Raw genomic sequence first — 20,224 nt, forward strand, 5'->3', positions numbered from 1 at the left:
TACAAATGTAGAATCGATAACAGTTAGATAAATAACTGACAAAACAGTGAGGTAAAACCATTACTCCATTATTGTAGGTTTAGAGCGTCATTCCCGAAAATACTTCTGGATATCAAATTGAGTAAATAGTACATCATTGACAGCAAAATTACATGGACTCTATCAGTTGTAGCCAAAAACTACTGCTAATACCACATGCTACAATCGAAGCGCATGAATTGCGGATTAACACAAATCAAAGCTGCCTTGTAAAATCCCCGTCACAAAACTTACTTGCGACTTGCGTTAGCGCAGCGGGGCGTAGCCCATTGCGACTTGTTTTAATTCTCCCTCTACCCTTCATCTCTACACCCTCAAACCCCAGGTTTTTTTTATGTTGGCAGCATTCCATAACTCATATCCGACAGGTAGCCTCATTAGTGAGTTAGTTCAGATTTATCACGGCAAGTATATAGTTAAAGTTTCAGTTAAAGTCAGAGATACCTCGCCGTTACAGGGTGAGACTGTCTCTAACTTTGTTAATAATACTACCTATGCGACGGGAATGGCATCAGCTGAAACTATTGAAGAAGCTGAAGACCGTGCGAGAGAAAGAGCTTTATCTGTATTAAATCTAACTAATATTTCTCCGCGTGTCGATGTTGTGGTTGCACCCATCCCACAAGTATTGGAACAGCCTCAAGAACAGCCCCAAGAGCAACCACAAGCTACAACTGAGGTTATAGAATCCACACCTGTAGAAACCCCCACCAAAACGAAAAAGAAAGCAGAAACTAAAACTGCAACCAAAACCGAAATTCCAGTTGAGCAACCCAGCTATAATTTTGATGTCAGTGAACCATCAGAAGATCAGTTTCCAGCAATTCCAGCGACAATGGAAACAACTCAACCAGAACCGTTCTTAGCAGAATTGCCATTTGAGCCTCAAATTGAGACTGCTGCAACAACATTTTTTGAGCAACCGATGGAAGACTTGGCGATAAGCAATGAATTTACTCCATCAGAAGAAGAGTTTCCCCCGGTTGCATCCACTAACGTCATGCCGTTCACTCCACCAGAAGAAGAGTTTCCCCCGGTTACATCCACTAACGTTATGCCGTTTACTCCACCAGAAGAAGAGTTTCCCCCGGTTGCATCCACTAACGTCATGCCATTTACTCCACGCAGTTATACACCTATCGAAGAAGTTCCCCCAGTTACGGCAACAACAGCCACTAGCAGCAGCAAACGGAAGAAAAAAGCTGAGACTATCGATCAATCAGATGATATTGCCAAAATTGGCGTACAAATGCAGCGTTTAGGTTGGACAACCGACCAAGGTAGAGAATATTTGATTAACACTTACAATAAGCGATCGCGTCATCTCCTCAGCACCGAGGAAATAGAAGATTTCTTGAGATATCTCGAATCTCAACCCACACCCATGGATCCTTTACCCTTAGAACCGACATTTTAGAAAATTCGCTAGTTCCGATATATCTGCCAAAAATATCTAAGAGCCTGTTTATAAAATAATTATTAAAGCGTAGGGTGCGTAGGGTTCCTTGCGGCATCAAAGAAAAGCTTCAAGCCTAACCCACCAAATAATCGGTGCGTTACGGCTCAAAAAATCCGATGAACAACCCGAAGTAGTTATTAAGCCGTAACACACCTACTTAATATTGTATTAATAAACACCCTCTAAGTAAACAGTTAAACAGTTATCACTAATCAGGGTACATAGTGACGGATTTAAATCCGCCACCAACACCTATCACCAATTGGTGGGATTTTTTACTGATAACACTTAACTGTTAACTATTAAACAATAGCCATCGGACGACTACCAGCCGCATGACGATCAATCACCTCATCAATGATGCCGTAATTTTTCGCTTCCTCCGGAGACATAAAAAAGTCGCGTTCAGTATCTTCTGAGATCTTCTCAAAAGGTTGTCCAGTATGATCAGCCAGGTACTCATTCAAACGACGTTTGTGATAAAGAATTTCTTTAGCTTGAATTTCAATATCAGTTGCTTGTCCTTGTGCCCCACCCAAAGGTTGGTGAATCATAATCCGTGAGTGAGGTAAACTCATCCGCTTACCTTTAGTTCCAGCACTCAACAGAAAAGCACCCATGCTTGCAGCAAGTCCTGTACAAATCGTACAGACATCAGGACGAATATGCTTCATCGTATCAAAAATACCCATACCCGCCGTCACCGATCCACCAGGAGAATTGATATACATATATATATCCTTCTCCGAATCTTCAGAATCTAAATATAAAAGTTGGGCAACAATCAAATTAGCCACATTGCTATCAATAGCCTGCCCTAAAAACAGAATGCGTTCACGCAATAAGCGGGAATAGATATCAAAAGCGCGTTCACCGCGACCTGATTGTTCAATGACGATAGGAATCATGCAGTCTGCTCATAGTTACTTTAGGTACATTTTATCGATATCTTGCGGTAGATGGTTTTGCCAGGAAACCGAACAAAAAATGGAGTACCGAAATAAGCAGCAAAATTCTCCAGAAAATCCTTAAATATTCCTTTATAGTGTTGATTTGTAACATTATCGCCATTTTTAGCCCAATTCATCCGGATATGATCTAATCCAATCGGTAGATCCAAGTACAAAGTAAATTGGCACATAACACTTTTACTTTTGCTGTCATCCCCCTGGAGAGAGAAGCTATGCTGGAAAAACTCATACAAGCTGCCATCATCACTTTTTTACTTCACCTTTTAGCAGCCATTAGTTCAAACACCTCAATCCCCAGCAAGCCAATACCATCATTGAGCGAAACTCCAAATGTCATGCCCTTGGCAAAAATTCAAAGTGCCAAAGACTTGCGTCGCTCAAACTTAGCAACAACCACTCCCACTACTAATATCGTGCTGCTTCCTCCAAATTCTAATTCTGATTAGCTACAGAGCTAACGTTATCAGAGTTAGCTGCCACGCATCTAATTTTTATATAAGACACTATATATAAGACACGGGCAAGACTTCGGCGTGAGCGCTCAGTCCTTACCTCCGGTACACTTCGTTCCGACAGGCTCAGGAACCATCGAACGCTGCCCGCACTACAATTATTTTGTGTTTTTGGCTTATGTAGGGCTTGTTGCACATCAGCTTACACCTCCCCCTGTATGGATCAGGCTTACTCTAGGCTGTGTAAATATTGCTTTACCGAAATACTAACGAAATTACAACATATTTTTAGAGAATTCTAATTAAATCACGACTTACGCAATCACTACGCAGTTACGTCATTGCGACGTAAGGTAGATGTTGAGTCGCAAAGCGACAAGCTGCGCGAACGGCTTCACTCCTCCGGAGAAGCAAGCTACGTAGAGTAACATAAGCCCGAAGGGCTGGCTTACGCCTACTCAAAGTCTTGTTTCCTCGTTACTATTGCGTAAGTCCTATTGACATACCACTAGCACTATGGAAATTGATTCTACCGACGGACTCACTAAGTCAGAGGAAGTTTCTCTAACAGCCATTATCTTAGCTGGAGGGAAAAGTTCACGAATGGGGCAAGATAAAGCCCTAATGCAAATTAATGGAATACCCCTTCTGCAAAAAGTCTATGAAGTTGCTGCATCTTGCTCCCAGCGAGTCCTAGTAGTGACCCCTTGGCAAGAACGTTATCAACAATTGTTGCCGCATACTTGTAATTTTGTACAAGAAATGCATATATCAGAGGAATTTAACGATATTCAAAACCATGGACCACTTGTGGGCTTTGCCCAAGCATTAGCAACAGTAGAAACAGAGTGGGTACTATTACTTGCTTGTGATTTACCAAATTTAGATGTGCAAACTCTCAAAGCCTGGGCAAATAAATTAACTCAAACAGAAGACCATTTCATCGCTGCACTTGTCAAACATGACAAAGGTTGGGAACCCCTATGTGGCTTTTACCGCCAACTTTGCTTACCTCATTTGAACGAATTTATCAATCAGGGTGGACGTTCTTTCCAAAAATGGTTGGCACAAAATCCCGTTGCTGTTTTACCTGATTCTGTCCCGGAAATTTTCTTTAACTGCAACACACTAGAAGATGTCAGAAAAATCAACGCAACTAAATTTGAAAATAAATAGAAATTCCGTACAGGTTTAAGTTTAAAATAGACTTCTAAACTTTCACTATCACACTCCAGTCAGCATTGCAGGATATTCATTCCCCATCCTAGCTTGCGTAGGCAATCATGAAACACACCCTTTCCGTACTTGTAGAAGACGAAGCAGGAGTTCTCTCTCGCATCGCTGGTTTATTTGCCCGCCGTGGCTTTAATATTGAAAGCCTTGCCGTTGGACCTGCTGAGAAATCAGGAATTTCCAGAATCACGATGGTTGTACCCGGTGATGACCGCATTATTGAACAACTCACCAAACAGCTGTACAAATTAATTAACGTCCTCAAAGTCCTAGATATAACAGAAACACCCTGTGTTGAACGGGAGTTGATGCTGTTGAAGGTAAATGCAAGTAGTGGCAATCGTTCGGAAATTGTCGAACTAGCTCAAATATTTAGAGCGCGAGTCGTAGATGTTGCTGAAGATTCATTGACTCTTGAAGTCGTGGGTGATCCTGGTAAAATGGTGGCGATTGTTCAAGTACTACAAAAGTTTGGTCTCAAAGAAATTGCCCGTACTGGAAAAATTGCCCTGACACGGGAATCTGGAGTCAACACAGAATTACTCAAGTCGTTGGAAGCTAAGGTTTAGAAAAATTAGTACTTTTTTCAACGAAAGTATTCAGATTCCCAAATTATTGAGAGATTTTGTGACTGACACAGAATTTTACAATGCGGGGATTTATCTAGTGGGCTGCCCAAAAATGCCGGGTACGACTAATAAGTCATAAACTTTATCAAGACGCTCAAAGTTTACTTGGTAAATTATTAGAGACTTGCTTTTTAATAACGTACCAATCGAACCGTAGTTATCATCGGTGCGTGACGCTAGAAATATTAATGATTCCCTGATTATATTGTCGTAGCGTCACACACCCTACAAATAGTCACTTAGTCTGACTTTTTGATTATTTTTACCCTTTCCAAGACCTGTGAGTGAAAAATATTCTCACTATAGTTTAGTCAATGCTATAAAAAAATATAATTCCCGGTGCCAAATTGCGTAATTTATAGACAGCAGAGATCAGGTTATTCAACTTCTGCATCAAAGTTCTGCCAAATTGGCACAAAATAAATATTGAAAACTGATACAAAGACTACAGATAGATAAAAAGCAGCATTTATTAATAATGACCTTAAACACCTTCAGTTTAAGTATCTGACAACTTGCCTTGTGAGATAAAGTTCATTTTTAAAAAATTTTATTGAGGATATCGAGTCGTATGTCATAAATAATTACTATAAAACTAAATAGTTGTATTACGAAGTAAGTGAGCAATTAGCGAATGTGAAGTACATTTAAATATCTATATAGATAAAATATTAATTTAGATGTTTACCAAAGCCTTATCACAAATCATAATTTTAGATGTTGAGAATGTAGATCAAGCAACTTAAATAGAATTTAAATGTAAGCTGTATATAGATGGAAAGATAGTAACTTGAGTTTTCAAAAATCAGCTTTGGTAGTGAAGACTTCATCTAATTGAATTTAATAGATAGATAGCTATAGGTAGCTAATGTTTCTATAGAAGTTAGCTGGTCAGCAGTATTATTTAATTAATAATATATAGCCAACCATGTTTTACTAGTTCCAGTCCAAATAAAATTATTCGGCACTCAGATGATGAAATTTTTCTCTAGGAGGGTTTGACGGATATGAACTTGTTATTTTTTATTTCCCACTGGATTGTTCAAAAATTGCTCAATAGCCTATCCAGTAAATTGTTAAAATTGCGAAATCGTCATCTATTTTGCCTAGATATTATTATCTTTTCTATTACCCCTTTGTTAGCACTGATATTAAGATTGGATGGGAATCTTAGCATCCAGGAATACCTATCAGATTTAACTATTGCAACAGCACTATTCATACTTATTAAAATTTCTGTTTTCTGGAGCCTTGGTTTTTATCGCCGTTACTGGCGCTATGCAAGTATCGAAGAATTAGTATATGTAATTGTCTTGACTGCATCAGCAGTGGTAGTTCAGGCAATCGTGTTTGATATTCTTGATAGTACAGTGCCATTTACGGTTGATGAACTACCACAATCACTACCATTTATCGATGGATTACTATCATGTGTATTTATTGGTGGATTGAGATTTAGTTTTCGTGTGACAGAGCGAATTAAACAGAGAAGGTCAGTATTCAATCCTCAACAACCAGTATTGATAATAGGTGCGGGAAGTGCAGGCATTTCGTTAGTTGAAGATATGCAACGTAGTCCACAACTAGGGTTGCGTCCGGTTGCCTTCATTGACGATGATCCCCAAAAGCTAAACTTGAGGATCCGTGGTATCCCAGTTGTGGGAGGATGCGATCGCATTCCGGAAATAGTCCAGATAATGGGTATCCATCGAGTTATCATTGCCATGCCAACCGTAGCTGGGCAAGTGATTCGGGAAATAGTTGACATCTGTCAAGCAACAGGGATTCACACCAGTACCTTACCTGGAATTCATGAGATTCTTAACGGACGTGTTCGAGTAGAAAGCATCAGAGATGTTCGCATCGAAGATTTACTCCGTCGTGAACCAGTTCAAACAGACGTTCACCAGGTATCCCAATTCATCAAAGGGAAGAAAGTTTTAATTACAGGTGCAGGTGGTTCCATTGGTAGCGAACTCTCCCGGCAAATCCTCAAATGCCAACCATCACAAATTATACTCCTGGGACATGGTGAAAACTCCATATTCAACATTCAGCAAGAACTTCAACAAGTTGTTCAAGTCCTCAAGCATGATGGCAAAGTTCAAGGACATACACCCGATATACTCACATTCATTGCCGATATTCGGTTTCGAGACAGACTTAAACATGCTTTTGAGAAATTCCAGCCCGATGTCGTATTCCATGCAGCTGCACATAAGCACGTCCCTCTGATGGAGACAAATCCTGGAGAAGCCATCACAAACAACGTCATCGGGACTCAAAATCTAGTCACCTTAGCATTGCAGTACAACGTCAATCATTTCGTGATGATTTCCACCGACAAAGCAGTCAATCCTACAAATGTCATGGGTGCTAGCAAGCGAGTTGCCGAGATGTTAGTTTTGGAAGCAGCAAAACAAAGTGGCAAAGCATACGTTGCCGTCCGCTTTGGCAATGTTCTTGGCAGTCGGGGTAGCGTTGTACCCACATTTAAACAACAAATTGCCGCAGGTGGACCGATCACAGTTACCCATCCTGATATTTGTCGCTACTTCATGACTATTCCCGAAGCAGTTCAATTAGTCCTGCAAGCAGCAGTACTTGGACGTGGAGGTGAAGTATTAATGTTGAATATGGGTGAACCTGTGAAGATTGTTGATTTAGCAGAGGAACTAATTCGTCTTTCTGGGTACGAAGTTAACAAAGATATTGAAATTAAGTTCACCGGACTTAGACCAGGGGAAAAGCTATTTGAAGAGTTGTTTATTGAAGGAGAAGAATACGATCCAACCGAACATGAAAAGCTGTTTATGGTGAGGAATGCTAGCAGAATTATTCCCAGAAACTTGGGCATTACAGTAGATGCTTTATGTCAGTCTGCCACTAAGAACGATACAAACTCCATCATGTTTTTGTTAGAGCAAATAGTACCAGGTTATAAACCGAAGTATTTAGGTAATAATTCATTTTCTGATGCCTTGATAAAAAATATCAGTAATACGACATCAAGTGATACTTTATTAAGCAATATTCATCCGCGAAGAGTATAAACTAGAAATTATTAAGGTGGTCAGCTTTAATGAAGCTAGAAAGATATATACAATGTTTGATACTGATGTTTTTGGTAATTTTATTTGCATATCAAACTATATTACCTACAGGTGCTTCAACTAGTATCACTACATATTATGAAGTTAGCGATGAAAATTTTGAAAATCCAGAACGAGGTTTTTATGTATCATTTGATCCACTAGAAAATGACCAAAAAGACAAAGTATATCCTTTAAATTTGATTGATTTACAAAAAATTAAACAGGATAGAATTTCCTTAATAAAACGCATCTATCTTCTATCAGAATTTAGAGATAAGCAAATCTCTGAAAATTATCTGACTATGATATCTAATGACTGCAACCTATCTCGACAAGCAGGGCTAAAAATGATTATTCGTTTTTCCTATAATTGGCTTGAAGATAATGCTGATGCTCCAAAAGATATCATATTATCTCATATTGAGCAATTAAAGCCTATTTTACAAAAAAATTATGATGTAATTGCCTATATGGAAGCAGGATTTATAGGTCGTTGGGGAGAATGGCATAGTTCTACAAATGGCTTAGATCAAGATATTAGTATTAAAAGAGAAATATTGCTCAAAATTTTAGCGGTTTTGCCAAGTCAGAGAATGGTAGCGATTCGATATCCGCATGATAAAACAGATATTTTTCAAAATAATAACAATTTGACAGAAGAAGAAGCTCTTAACCTGAGTAATAGAGCAAGAGTCGGATTTCATAATGATTGTTTTTTAGCTGATATAGATGACGGAGGAACATACAAAAGTATCGATTCATTTGAGATAGCTCAACAAAAAAAATTTTTAAATAAGGAAAATATGTATGTCTTACAAGGTGGAGAAGTATGTACCCTTACAAGTACAGATCATACAGGCAAATATTATGATTGTTCAAACGCATTAAGAGAATTAGAACAAATGCGCTGGAGTACACTAAATACAAGTATTAAAGATGGTAAAGAAATATTTAACAAATGGAAATTGCAAGGCTGTATCGACACAATTAGTAAAAAATTAGGCTACCGTTTCAATTTACTCAGTTCAACAATTACACAAAAATCAAATCCGGGCGGTATTTTTTCAATCAAATTAGAAATTAATAACAGTGGATGGGCTAGTCCTTACAATCAACATCAAATAGAGATAATATTACGAAACATAGAAACTCAAGATGAATATTATTTAGTTATAGAGCAAAATCTTGGAACCTGGATACACAATCAGAAAAAAACTATTGACATTACTGCCGGTATTCCAGAGTCGATAAATACCGGGAGTTATCAAGTTTTATTAAACTTACCGGATATGTCCCCCAAACTATATAAGCGTCCAGAATATTCAATTAGGTTTGCCAATAAAGATGTTTGGGAAAATTCTACAGGTTATAATTCTTTGTTGCATACAGTGACTGTAGATTTTAATAAAAATAATACCTATTCAGGTCAATATTTTTTTAAGCCACGATGAAAACTTTCAGAACTTTAATAGTTATATGATGTGTTGATGGGAATAAATATCAATGACAAAAAAAGTAAATTACAAAACAATTTTTGGATTCTGGAATAATCTAACTAGCGGATCAACTAACCGAAAAATATTTGGTTCGGCAGTGACAGTTATCTTGATCACAGCTTTTGTGAAAATAGTGACTATCGCAAAAGAATTAATTGTTGCCTGGAAATTTGGCATTGGGGATGCACTTGATTGTTTTTTAATTGCTTATGTAGTTCCAGCATTCATTATTAATGTAGTAGCGGGGTCATTTAATGCTGCTTTGATTCCTACTTATATTCGAGTCCGTGAGCAAGAAGGTAAGGAAGCTGCTCAAGAACTTTTTTCTGGAGCAACTTTTTGCGGGGTAGGAGTACTTGTATTGACAACAGTACTATTATTGATTAGCGCACCATTGTATTTGCCAAAAATAGCTACAGGCTTCAGCCTCGAAAAACTAGATTTAACTTTTCAGCTTCTGTATGCGATCGCACCAGTAATTATCTTATCTGGAGTGATTACTGTGTGGGGAGCCATTTTAAATGCAGGTGAACGTTTCGCATTGACCTCCATTACTCCAATCATTACTCCCACTACTAGCGTCTTATTTCTGCTACTTACTAATTCACTGGGGGCATTTGCTTTAACAGGAGGTTTATTATGTGGCACATTTTTAGAAGTTATTGTTATCGGCTTTGCACTACATAAACAAGGCACTTCAGTGGTACCAAGATGGTATGGTTTTAATAACAATCTGCGTCATATAACTAACGTATATAGACCAATTATTGCTGGTGCATGTCTAATCTCAAGTGCTGGTTTAGTGGATGACTCGATGGCTGCGATGTTAGCACCTGGAAGTGTTGCAGCACTAAGTTATGGTAATAAATTAACCGTATTACCCATAAACCTAGCTGTTACTGCATTAAGAACCGTTGTTACTCCTTACTTTTCAAAAATGATTGCCCATGAAGATTGGGCTGGTGTACGTCATACCCTCAAGCGCTATCTATCCCTTATATTTGCAACTACATTACCTTTAACTATATTTATCATTCTGTTCTCACAAAATATAATTAAGTTCTTATTAGAAAAAGGTTCTTTTACAGCATCTGATGCGGAATTAGTGTCTCAAATTCAAGCATGTTTTGCACTACAGATACCTTTTTATATCGCTAATATTTTGGTAGTTATATTGATTAATTCGTTAACTTTTAATCACGTACTTGTCAAAGTATCAATTTTTAATCTAGCTATAAATATTTCGTTGAACTTTGTTTTTATACATTGGATGGGAATTAAAGGCATTGCCTTATCAACAAGTTGTATATATATGTTTTGCTTTTCTTACTTACTTATCTATGTGATTAAAAAATTACCCCAAACTAGCAAAGTCAATATTTCTTGATGACTTTCATTTCATATTTATCCTTTACAAATAATTATTCACCCCAATATAGTTTATGGCACACATAACATTTATAACACCAAGTTTAAGTTCAGGAGGCGCAGAACGAGCTATAATTCTACTTTCTGAAGGTTTTATCAATAAAGGGTATGAAGTATCTTTAATTAGCATTTCTAGCGATAAGTCATATTTTTACAATCTGCCTGATAAAATTAATGTTAGGGCATTAGATATTGCTAAAAACTCATCAACATTCATTGAAAGAATTTTTAATAATATTTATCGCCTTTGGGTCGTAAGAAAAACAGTTGCAGAAATTAATCCTGATATTGTTATATCAATTTTAGATACAACTAACATTTTAACATTGCTAGCTTTGGTTAATACAAAGTATCCAGTGTTTGTTAGTGAGCAAAATAATCCAGATGTTGCCACAGAAAGTATATGGAAGTACTTGCGAAGATTAACTTATCCTCTTGCTAATCAAGTAGTGAGTACAAGTAAAGGTGTTGATGAATATTTTTATTGGTTGCCTAAAAAACAAAGAGCCATAATTTATAACCCATTAGCCATAAATATAGATACAAGCTGTGACAATACCAATATATTTTCCGAGATACCAGGTTTGGATAAAAACAAAAAATTGATAGTGGCAATGGGTCGCTTAACTGAGCAAAAGGGTTTTGATATTTTATTAGATGCTTTTCACAAGATTGCAGGTATTTATCCTGATTGGCAACTACTAATTTTAGGAGAAGGAGAGCTTCGTTTAGAACTGGAAAGTAGGCGAGACTATTTGGGTTTAAATGATAAAGTAGTATTCCCAGGAAGACTTCATAATCCATTTCCTATTTTAAAATGTGCAGATATATTTGTTTTATCTTCTCGTTATGAAGGATTTGGAAATGTTATTATCGAAGCAATGGCATGTGGTTTACCTGTAATATCAACTGATTGTCCTAGTGGACCTAGAGAAATTATTCGTGACGGAATAGATGGAATTTTAGTAGAAAATGAAAATATATCGTCTTTAAGTACAGCAATTGCTCGGTTAATATCTGATCCACAGGAACGTCAACGTCTAAGTAAAAATGCCTCAGAAGGAATTGAGAGATTTGAATTAAAAAAAATTGTTCAATCTTGGGAAAAGTTAGTTGACAAAACAGTCGATAGAAAAAAGAATTAAAATTTATATTAAATAATTATCTAATCTAATTAATAAAAACTATGGCTATCAAAAAAATTGCTACTTTTATACCTAATTTGCATGGTGGTGGAGCAGAAAAAATAGTTATTAATCTGCTCAAAGGGATGTTGAAGACTAATGTTTCTCTGGATTTAGTTTTAATTAATGCAGATGGACCATATCTGAGTCAAATACCAGACAAAGTTAGGGTGATTAACTTAGCAGCCGGACGATCGCTAAAATCTATTCTACCTCTATCGAATTACTTACGAAAGCACAAGCCGGATGCTATTATTTCTCATTTAAGTGAGGCTAACTTAGCTACTGTTTTAGCAAAGAAAATATCTCGCACCGAAAGCAAAGTTATACTTGTAGAACATAATACATTATCCGCGTCTAAATCCAAGTTAATACGAGCTAGGTTTTTTACTCCATTAATGAGAAAACTTTATCCTTATGCCGATACTATCGTAGGTGTTTCACAAGGTGTGTCCCAAGATTTGGAATGTCAGCTAAATCTAAGTAAAGGAAAAGTTCGTACTATATATAATCCGATTGTTGATTTTGATTTGATTAATAAAGCCAAATCATCTTTGGATCATCCGTGGTTTAGAAAAGGTTCACCACCTGTATTTTTAGCTGTAGGACGGTTGACAGAGCAGAAAGATTTTATGAATTTGATCCAAGCTTTTGCACTTTTAAGAAAACAAAGACATGCTCGTTTGCTTATTCTAGGTGAGGGTGAAAAACGAAGTGAATTAGAAGAACTGATTAATAAACTAGGAGTGAGGGAAGATGTTTCTTTACCTGGATTTGTTGATAACCCATATGCATATATGAGCCGAGCAAATGGATATGTGCTATCATCCCGCTGGGAAGGTTTACCAACTGTCTTAATTGAAGCAATGGCTTGTGGGTGTCCTGTCATTGCAACTGATTGTCCTAGTGGTCCAAGTGAAATTTTAGAAGCAGGTAAATATGGATCTTTAGTTCCAGTTGGGGATCCAAGAGCATTATCGTCTGCTATGTCAGATTTACTTGAATCACCTTTAAACAGGGATATTTTAAAGCAAAAGATTCTTGATTTTTCCATTGAACAGGGAACTAATAAATATCTAAAATTATTGGGATATGCGTAAAATTATAAAAGGAATAAGAATATGCTAGCCAGTGCATACCTAGGTCTAATCTTTTTTATTTTTTTTGTAGAATTTAATAGAAAAAAAATATTGAAGCCTGATTTTTTAACACTATTTCATATTATTTTTGTATTACTTTACCCTTTACCTGGCTTTTTTTTAGAAGCAGATATAGGTAACTCAAGGTATGAACTGAGTATATCAGATAAAATTTATAGCAGTAATATAAAAACTTTAATAGCTGTTTATATAGGATATTTTTTTGTACTTTTTGGTTTTTTTTCTAAATCAGCACAAAGATTAGGAAAAAAGGTAATTATTAAAAGCAACGGTGATAAGACAATAATCTTATATGCCTTTACCTTGCTAATTATCTCTATGCTATCTATTCATATATATGGTATGCAATTTGGTGGTGTAATTAATGCATTAACTAATGCTACATTAATTCGTTCAAGCTTATTAGATAGTGGTCCTTTACTATTTTTCAAGCATTTGATGAATTATTGTTTTATGTCATCTTATTTATTTAGTTATTCTCTGCTTTTTAATAAAAATACTAAATATAAATTGAAAAATATTTTGGGACTTTGTTTGTCTTTTTTATCTGCTTTTATTGCAACTTCTATATCAGCTGGTCGTGCTCAATTTATATATTATTTATTAGTTTTTTGCTTTGCTTATACCTTAAAAACAAAACGTCTTTTTTCTTTACCCTTTTTATCAATTGCTGGCTTCAGTTTATTATTTATATTATTTGGCAAACAATTATTTTGGAGCTTAAGCGCAATATCTGAAGGTTTGGATGGGGTTGTCAATACCTTTTCCGAATCTAGAGAAGATGATTCTGGCTCAGGGTTCTTGAAAATATTATCAAATTTTGCATATCCCATACATTCACTTGATGCTTCTTTTACCAGTAACTATGATATGCGATTATTTGTTGATTGGTTTTATGGGTTTATTTCTTTCATCCCACAAAAAATTCTAAATTTTGAAAAACCAAATACTGTTTCTTATTACAATACTGAATTCATTGTGGGAACGAATGATTTTGAAATTCCATCAGCTTTTTTAGCATTTGGAATTTACAGCTTTTCATGGTTAGGTTTGGTTTTAGTCACATATATATATGGTTGGATTGGTCGTTACATAGAAATAGTTCTAGTTAATCATTTAAATAAAATAGATTGGATGATTTTTTTATACCCTTTAGTTGCAATAATCTGGATAGATTTCCAACCAGCAGGAGATCCACGAATTTTTCTTACCAGTAATTTTGCTCTGTTAACATCTATCTTTGCATTACTGTTTATTATCAACAAAACTTCCACTGTTTGATATTTATCTTTTTTTTAAATCATGAATGAAATCTCACTATCTAATCATAATACCTCTAACAACAAACCTATTGTTGTGATATTTATTATTACTGGACTTGGTACTGGCGGTGCAGAAGTAATGCTTTACCAGTTACTTACTAAGATAAATAAACAACGTTTTCAAGCAAGCGTTGTTTCGCTGATGGATTACGGAACCTTTGGGATTCCATTAGAAAATTTAGGAATTACTGTGTACTCCTTGGGAATGAAAAGAGGGGTACCAACTCCAAATACTTTCAGGCAATTAATGAAGATTGTTAATGAAGTCAAACCAGATGTGATTCAAGGGTGGATGTACCATGGTAATTTAGCAGCTTATTTTGCTAATTTATTCTCATCAAACCCTAGTCATGTTTATTGGAGTATTCACCACTCAATTAAATCTCTAGAATTAGAAAAAAGTATGACTAGAGTAATCATTAGGGTATGTGGATATTTTTCTAGATTTATCGCTAAAACTATTTTTGTTTCCAAAAATAGTAAACTACAGCATGAGGCGATAGGGTATAGCTGTGAAAATAGTTGTGTTATTCCTAATGGTTTTGATGTTTTATCATTTCAACCATCGGTCGAATCGAGATTAAAGTTTAGAAAGGAATTAAATTTATCAAAAGATTGTATTTTAATTGGTTTGATGTGCCGCTTTCACCCGATGAAAGATCATCTTAACTTTCTGAATGCATCTGTATTGTTATCTCAAAAATTTCCCGATGTTAAATTTGTTTTGGCAGGGACTAATGTTGATAATAAAAATGATTTTCTACTTGATAAAATTAAGCAGTTAGGATTAGAAGATAAAACTTATTTGTTAGGAGAACGTCAAGATATCCCTAACATTATTCCAGCTTTAGATATTATGACAATGGCTTCAGCTTACGGGGAAGCCTTTCCCCTAATTGTAGGAGAATCAATGTCTTGTGGTGTACCTTGTGTGGTGACGGATGTTGGTGATGCTAGTTGGATTGTAGGTGATACAGGAAAAGTTGTTCCTCCAAGGAATCCAGAAGCCTTAGCAGATGCTTGGCAAGAATTAATTGCTATGGATATGGAAGCGAGAGACAAATTAGGAATAGCTGCTCGTTCCAGAGTTATTAACTCATTTTCATTGGATTCTATAGTATCTAAATATGAACATTTGTATGAGAGTTGTTAAATCTGTGGAAATTGATGATATGTGCCAATTTAACTCCTAAACAATTTTATAAAGGCAAAAATGAAAAAAATTCTAATGGTAGCAACAATTCCCGCTACTTTACGTGCATTCTTACTACCATTTGCCCAACATTTTCGTAATCAAGGTTGGCAAGTTGATGCGATCGCTTGTGGGATTTCTGCTTGTGATCGCTGTCATCAGGTTTTTGATCGTGTATGGGATGTGGAATGGTCGCGTAATCCTCTAGATCCCCGTAACTTTCTCAAAACCCCCAGTGCAATTCAAGAGATTGTTACTAGAGGACAGTATGACATCGTGCATGTACATACCCCAGTTGCGGCTTTTGTTACGCGCTATGCACTGAGAAATCTGCGAAAGCAACTCAAAACCAAAGTTATCTACACCGCTCACGGGTTTCATTTTCATCCTGCTGGAAAACCTCTGAAAAATGCTGTTTTTCGGAGTTTGGAAAAGTTTGCGGGTAATTGGACAGACTATTTAGTTGTGATTAACCATGAGGATGAAGCAGCAGCAAAACGTCATCAGCTAGTCTCACCCCAGCATCTCTGCTATATGCCAGGAATTGGGGTAGATTTAGACTATTACAATCCTGATAAGATTTCTGATAGAGAAGTTGAGGAGGTACGTCAGGAATTAGGTTTAACAGCAGAGACACAACTGTTGCTGTCGGTAGCTGAGTTGATACCTCGTAAACATCCTGAAGATGTACTAAGAGCATTTGCCAAACTAGCTAAGTCTGAAGTTTGCTTGGCTTTTGCTGGAGATGGTCCACTGATGGACAAAATGCAAGAGTTAACGTCTGAATTGGGGGTACAGAAGCAAGTGCGCTTTTTGGGATTACGCCAAGATATCCCGACTTTAATGCGCGTAGCAACGGCTACTCTACTGGCTTCAGAGCAGGAAGGTTTACCTAGATGTGTAATGGAGTCTATGAGTTTGGGAACTCCTGTGATTGGTACTTCAATTCGTGGAACTCAGGATTTATTAAAAGATGGTTGTGGATTTTTGGTGGAAGTTGGAGATGTAGAAGGTTTGTCTAATGCGATCGCTTACGTGCTAGACAACCCTATAGAAGCTGGTATTGTAGCGCAGCGGGGACGCGATCGCATGGCAGTATTTGAACTAGAACAAGTGATTAAGTTACATGACCAATTGTATGCGGAGGCTTTATCTGTATAGTGTTACAGGTCTAACAGAATTTTATCCACAAAATATTTAATGCCAGATTGGCAACAGATCTGCCTTTAATCCGGATACACTCTCCATGGGTCAGTAATTGCAAACTTTTGAATATCTAACATGCTGCAATCAAATCAAGGTTGCTGAGGAATTTCAATGCTTATTTTTCCCGAATGCAGATGTTTTGCCGCTACGACTTAGTAAGCATTCATCACAATAGCGACTCTAAAGAGTCTACAGGGATTGCTGATGGTATAAAGTATAAGGATATACAAGTATGATTAGTGGAAATCTTCGATTTATTAGTTGGTTAAATCGTATTCGATTTATCAAGTATGCATTTGACCGGATAGTGGCAGCCACTGCATTATTGTTGCTATCACCAGTGATGTTGGTAATTGCGATCGCTATTTACTTCAAAATGGGTAGTCCAGTGGTATTTACCCAAGCCCGTCCAGGTAAAGACTCCAAGATTTTTCAGTTTTATAAGTTCCGCACCATGACAGATGGGAGAGACAAACAAGGTAATCTTCTCCCTGATGAAAAGCGTTTGACTGCTTTTGGACAGTTGCTGCGTAAGACTAGCTTGGATGAACTCCCCCAACTCTGGAATGTGGTCAAGGGTGATATGAGTTTTATCGGTCCGCGTCCATTACTAGTTCAGTACCTTGATCGCTACACGCCAGAACAAGCACGTCGTCATGAAGTAAAGCCTGGAATTACAGGATGGGCACAAGTAAATGGTCGTAATACCATTGGTTGGGAAGACAAGTTTAAGTGGGATATCTGGTATGTAGATAACTGGAATTTGTTACTGGATTTGAAGATATTTGCTATGACAGTCTTCAAGGTATTACAGCAAGATGGGATTAGCCAAGAAGGTTATGCCACATCAGAAGAATTTAAAGGTTAATTGCAGGAAAATTAATTAATTGATTTGTCGGATTTTTATAGTTCCTCAATCAATGCTTCTCATTTATTTCGTGAGTGAAAACAGTCAAGTCAATGTTCAGAACTAGTCAACATCAAGCTTTAGGTTTCCAGAGAAACAGTTAGAACTTTTATCAATAGAAGATAATATTTTTTTCGTAAAAATTTTTGGTAATAACTGTTTTCCTTTAGGGGATAAGTATGGATATATATTTATATGGTTGTGGTGGACATGCAAAAGTTATTTCAGATATTTTATGTAAACAGGAGAGAAAAGTAACAGCTTTTGTTGATGACAATCCACCATTAGGATTAACCCATATTCATGGTATACCTGTAAAAAAAAACTCACCGGAAATACTAGCAGAAATTGAATGCGATCGCAGTCAATGGATTGTGGCAATTGGGAATAATCAAATTCGTCGTCATATTGCCAAAAAACTAGATAATTATGGTTATTCATTTACTACTGCAATTCATCCTTCCGCCCAAATTGGTTGCGGTGTAGAAATTGCTTCCGGTACGGTAATTATGTCTAATTCTGTGATTAATACAGACTCAAAAATTGGAAATCATGTCATCATAAATACAGGAGCAACTATTGATCATGATTGTATTATTGAAGATTATTGTCATATATCACCAGGATGTCACCTCTGCGGTACAGTAAAGTTGGGAAAAGGAGTATTCTTAGGGGTTGGATCAAAAGTCATTCCAAATATATATATTGAAGAATATACAACCTGTGGTGCAGGTTCAGTAGTAGTTACATTCTTGCCATCACGATGTTTAGCATATGGTTGTCCTGCAAAAGTGGTTCAGACTAATTACTCAGAATAAACACTGTATTTTCAATATATTTTGGCTGAACGCGACTTTCTCAAGAAGCAATTTGGAATACTCTAAATGGTGAATATTTCAATTACTATAAGCTAAGGAATGAATAAAGACAATTAGCACGAGAAAAATGCTTGAATCATAAAGTGACCAATTAATGTTGTGCTATATTGGGCAATAAATTTGATTTTGCAAGGAGTCTGACTATGATTTTCAAACTTAAAGAAAATGTTGATAATCCTGCATCTATCCTTGTAAAAATACGTCAGTTTGTGAGTGAACGTACTTTTTTAGAACTAGCTCAGGATATATTAAAAAATGGTTTTCCCTTATTACGTAGACTTGTAGGTCTATACTTTGATAAGGAATTTGATAAAAAATATAATGTTGATACCTGCGGTTCTATTCACTTAACTAAACTAACTATAAAAAGCAAGAATAGAGAATATGGAGTTATTTACGATCCACTTCCTTTGAAAACACTTAGAAATATTTTATCGTCGATTCCAAGAGTTTTAAGTAAGTATACTTTAGTTGATTTTGGTTCTGGAAAAGGTTTGTTGTATTAAGAATGTAGTACAATAATTTCAAAAAAACCGATAGAATAAATCGTTAACTAACCTTCGATAAGTTTAAAAAAGGTTTCAACCAAGTTTTGCACTTATAATTTAATTCACATTCCTTAGCTTAATTGAAATCAAAACAATAAAAAATCTTTCTATGAAAACCACTACTTACTATTTATCACCAGAGCAGGCAGCACTTTTACCCACCGAGGAAGATATTACTTTTTACGAGGACCATGGCTGGTACATTTCTCCCAGAGTCATTCCCGATGAAATCATAGACCAAGCAATCATTGGCAGTCAAAAATTTTATCAAGGAGAAAGAGATACCACGCTTCCTTCTCAAACTGGGTATAGTAATTGGCAGTCAGGAGATGGAGATGAAATTCGCAACAATGAATTTGTCTCTTTGCAAAAAAACGAGTTGAAACAGCTGGCTCTACAACCAATTATTGGTGCGATCGCAGCCAGATTAACTAGAAGTAAAAGTATTCGACGATTTGAAGACCAGTTAGTTTATAAAGCACCGACTCAGACGCTAGGAAAGGGAGCAGTAGGATGGCATACTGATCATGCCTATTCTTCTAACTGTACCTCCAATAAATTACTTGCAGCTTGGATACCTTTTTACGATTCGGAAGAGAACCGTGCTCCCTTAGTCGTGGTTGATGGTAGCCACAAGTGGACGGGAACAGAACATTTAAGGGATTTTAATCAGCAAGATTTACCTAAAATCTTGCAAAAATATATTGAAGAGGGTAAAAATGTAGTTGAAGTTCCAATGGTAATGAAAAAAGGTCAGATTAGCTTTCATCATGGTTGGACCATTCATGGTAGCTATCCCAATCTTAGTGACCAAGTTCGTTTGGCTATGGCAGTTCATTTACAAGATGAAACAAATTGCTATCAACCCTATTGGAATAATGGTAGACAAATTCACCATTTTCTAGATTCAATTTGCCGTAAATTACCTAATGGGGAACCAGACTACACAGATCCGGTAGTATTTCCTGAAATTTGGTCTGACGAAGTAATGCCATGTGAATACAGCTAGCAAGTCTTAATTAGTA

General features: G+C 36.4%; 17 protein-coding genes. 16 read left to right on the forward strand and 1 reads right to left on the reverse strand.

Annotated features, from left to right (window positions below; translation table 11 throughout):
* The first annotated feature begins 373 nt into the window (after nt 1–373).
* Complete coding sequence (locus tag CAL6303_RS05250; protein WP_015196804.1) at nt 374–1,456, forward strand: hypothetical protein; 1,083 nt, start codon at nt 374–376, stop codon at nt 1,454–1,456.
* A 344-nt stretch (nt 1,457–1,800) separates the two neighbouring features.
* On the opposite strand, the gene clpP is transcribed toward CAL6303_RS05250, so the two are convergent.
* Nucleotides 1,801–2,406, reverse strand: coding sequence for an ATP-dependent Clp endopeptidase proteolytic subunit ClpP (clpP, locus tag CAL6303_RS05255; protein ID WP_015196805.1), 606 nt, complete (start codon nt 2,404–2,406; stop codon nt 1,801–1,803).
* A gap of 275 nt (nt 2,407–2,681) precedes the next feature.
* On the opposite strand from clpP, the gene CAL6303_RS05265 reads away from it, so the two are divergent.
* From CAL6303_RS05265 to CAL6303_RS05335, 15 genes are all read left to right on the forward strand, one after another.
* Nucleotides 2,682–2,915, forward strand: a complete 234-nt coding sequence (locus CAL6303_RS05265) for a hypothetical protein (RefSeq protein WP_015196806.1) — start codon at nt 2,682–2,684, stop codon at nt 2,913–2,915.
* A 522-nt stretch (nt 2,916–3,437) separates the two neighbouring features.
* Nucleotides 3,438–4,097 carry a molybdenum cofactor guanylyltransferase gene (locus tag CAL6303_RS05270; protein WP_015196807.1) on the forward strand — a complete coding sequence of 220 codons (660 nt, stop codon included), beginning with the start codon at nt 3,438–3,440 and terminating at the stop codon, nt 4,095–4,097.
* Nucleotides 4,098–4,204: 107 nt separating this feature from the next.
* Nucleotides 4,205–4,723 carry an acetolactate synthase small subunit gene (gene ilvN, locus CAL6303_RS05275; RefSeq protein ID WP_015196808.1) on the forward strand — a complete coding sequence of 173 codons (519 nt, stop codon included), beginning with the start codon at nt 4,205–4,207 and terminating at the stop codon, nt 4,721–4,723.
* Nucleotides 4,724–5,790: 1,067 nt separating this feature from the next.
* Entirely contained in the window at nt 5,791–7,836 is a 2,046-nt protein-coding gene (locus CAL6303_RS05280; RefSeq protein WP_015196809.1) for a polysaccharide biosynthesis protein, read from the forward strand.
* 29 nt (nt 7,837–7,865) lie between these two features.
* Nucleotides 7,866–9,329 carry a DUF4832 domain-containing protein gene (locus tag CAL6303_RS05285; RefSeq protein ID WP_015196810.1) on the forward strand — a complete coding sequence of 488 codons (1,464 nt, stop codon included), beginning with the start codon at nt 7,866–7,868 and terminating at the stop codon, nt 9,327–9,329.
* 52 nt (nt 9,330–9,381) lie between these two features.
* Complete coding sequence (murJ, locus tag CAL6303_RS05290; RefSeq protein ID WP_015196811.1) at nt 9,382–10,761, forward strand: murein biosynthesis integral membrane protein MurJ; 1,380 nt, start codon at nt 9,382–9,384, stop codon at nt 10,759–10,761.
* A gap of 55 nt (nt 10,762–10,816) precedes the next feature.
* The gene (locus tag CAL6303_RS05295; protein ID WP_015196812.1) at nt 10,817–11,947 is read left to right on the forward strand and encodes a glycosyltransferase family 4 protein; all 1,131 of its coding nucleotides are present in this window, start codon (nt 10,817–10,819) and stop codon (nt 11,945–11,947) included.
* Nucleotides 11,948–11,988: 41 nt separating this feature from the next.
* Nucleotides 11,989–13,086 (forward strand): glycosyltransferase, encoded by a 1,098-nt coding sequence (locus CAL6303_RS05300; RefSeq protein ID WP_015196813.1) that lies wholly within the window; start codon nt 11,989–11,991, stop codon nt 13,084–13,086.
* A gap of 21 nt (nt 13,087–13,107) precedes the next feature.
* Nucleotides 13,108–14,427, forward strand: a complete 1,320-nt coding sequence (locus CAL6303_RS05305; RefSeq protein ID WP_015196814.1) for an O-antigen polymerase — start codon at nt 13,108–13,110, stop codon at nt 14,425–14,427.
* A gap of 21 nt (nt 14,428–14,448) precedes the next feature.
* Nucleotides 14,449–15,621 carry a glycosyltransferase family 4 protein gene (locus CAL6303_RS05310; RefSeq protein WP_015196815.1) on the forward strand — a complete coding sequence of 391 codons (1,173 nt, stop codon included), beginning with the start codon at nt 14,449–14,451 and terminating at the stop codon, nt 15,619–15,621.
* A 60-nt stretch (nt 15,622–15,681) separates the two neighbouring features.
* Entirely contained in the window at nt 15,682–16,821 is a 1,140-nt protein-coding gene (locus CAL6303_RS05315; protein ID WP_015196816.1) for a glycosyltransferase family 4 protein, read from the forward strand.
* Between the two features lie 277 nt (nt 16,822–17,098).
* A complete protein-coding gene (locus CAL6303_RS05320; RefSeq protein WP_015196817.1) occupies nt 17,099–17,734 on the forward strand; it encodes a sugar transferase in 636 nt (211 codons plus the stop codon).
* Nucleotides 17,735–17,952: 218 nt separating this feature from the next.
* Nucleotides 17,953–18,591, forward strand: coding sequence for an acetyltransferase (locus CAL6303_RS05325; RefSeq protein WP_015196818.1), 639 nt, complete (start codon nt 17,953–17,955; stop codon nt 18,589–18,591).
* Nucleotides 18,592–18,794: 203 nt separating this feature from the next.
* Nucleotides 18,795–19,157 carry a hypothetical protein gene (locus CAL6303_RS05330; protein WP_015196819.1) on the forward strand — a complete coding sequence of 121 codons (363 nt, stop codon included), beginning with the start codon at nt 18,795–18,797 and terminating at the stop codon, nt 19,155–19,157.
* Nucleotides 19,158–19,308: 151 nt separating this feature from the next.
* Nucleotides 19,309–20,208 (forward strand): phytanoyl-CoA dioxygenase family protein, encoded by a 900-nt coding sequence (locus CAL6303_RS05335; RefSeq protein WP_015196820.1) that lies wholly within the window; start codon nt 19,309–19,311, stop codon nt 20,206–20,208.
* Nucleotides 20,209–20,224 lie beyond the last annotated feature (16 nt).

The sequence above is a fragment of the Calothrix sp. PCC 6303 genome (genome assembly GCF_000317435.1).
Lineage (GTDB): Bacteria > Cyanobacteriota > Cyanobacteriia > Cyanobacteriales > Nostocaceae > PCC-6303.

What these genes read in the sequence shown, in the direction of transcription:
- ilvN (WP_015196808.1), top strand. Translation starts at nt 4,205, where the DNA reads ATGAAACACACCCTTTCCGTACTTGTAGAAGACGAAGCAGGAGTTCTC.
- CAL6303_RS05305 (WP_015196814.1), top strand. Translation starts at nt 13,108, where the DNA reads ATGCTAGCCAGTGCATACCTAGGTCTAATCTTTTTTATTTTTTTTGTA.
- clpP (WP_015196805.1), bottom strand. Translation starts at nt 2,406, where the DNA reads ATGATTCCTATCGTCATTGAACAATCAGGTCGCGGTGAACGCGCTTTT.
- CAL6303_RS05315 (WP_015196816.1), top strand. Translation starts at nt 15,682, where the DNA reads ATGAAAAAAATTCTAATGGTAGCAACAATTCCCGCTACTTTACGTGCA.
- CAL6303_RS05330 (WP_015196819.1), top strand. Translation starts at nt 18,795, where the DNA reads ATGATTTTCAAACTTAAAGAAAATGTTGATAATCCTGCATCTATCCTT.
- CAL6303_RS05280 (WP_015196809.1), top strand. Translation starts at nt 5,791, where the DNA reads ATGAACTTGTTATTTTTTATTTCCCACTGGATTGTTCAAAAATTGCTC.
- CAL6303_RS05295 (WP_015196812.1), top strand. Translation starts at nt 10,817, where the DNA reads ATGGCACACATAACATTTATAACACCAAGTTTAAGTTCAGGAGGCGCA.
- CAL6303_RS05265 (WP_015196806.1), top strand. Translation starts at nt 2,682, where the DNA reads ATGCTGGAAAAACTCATACAAGCTGCCATCATCACTTTTTTACTTCAC.
- CAL6303_RS05300 (WP_015196813.1), top strand. Translation starts at nt 11,989, where the DNA reads ATGGCTATCAAAAAAATTGCTACTTTTATACCTAATTTGCATGGTGGT.
- CAL6303_RS05320 (WP_015196817.1), top strand. Translation starts at nt 17,099, where the DNA reads ATGATTAGTGGAAATCTTCGATTTATTAGTTGGTTAAATCGTATTCGA.
- CAL6303_RS05250 (WP_015196804.1), top strand. Translation starts at nt 374, where the DNA reads ATGTTGGCAGCATTCCATAACTCATATCCGACAGGTAGCCTCATTAGT.
- CAL6303_RS05285 (WP_015196810.1), top strand. Translation starts at nt 7,866, where the DNA reads ATGAAGCTAGAAAGATATATACAATGTTTGATACTGATGTTTTTGGTA.
- murJ (WP_015196811.1), top strand. Translation starts at nt 9,382, where the DNA reads ATGACAAAAAAAGTAAATTACAAAACAATTTTTGGATTCTGGAATAAT.
- CAL6303_RS05310 (WP_015196815.1), top strand. Translation starts at nt 14,449, where the DNA reads ATGAATGAAATCTCACTATCTAATCATAATACCTCTAACAACAAACCT.
- CAL6303_RS05270 (WP_015196807.1), top strand. Translation starts at nt 3,438, where the DNA reads ATGGAAATTGATTCTACCGACGGACTCACTAAGTCAGAGGAAGTTTCT.
- CAL6303_RS05335 (WP_015196820.1), top strand. Translation starts at nt 19,309, where the DNA reads ATGAAAACCACTACTTACTATTTATCACCAGAGCAGGCAGCACTTTTA.
- CAL6303_RS05325 (WP_015196818.1), top strand. Translation starts at nt 17,953, where the DNA reads ATGGATATATATTTATATGGTTGTGGTGGACATGCAAAAGTTATTTCA.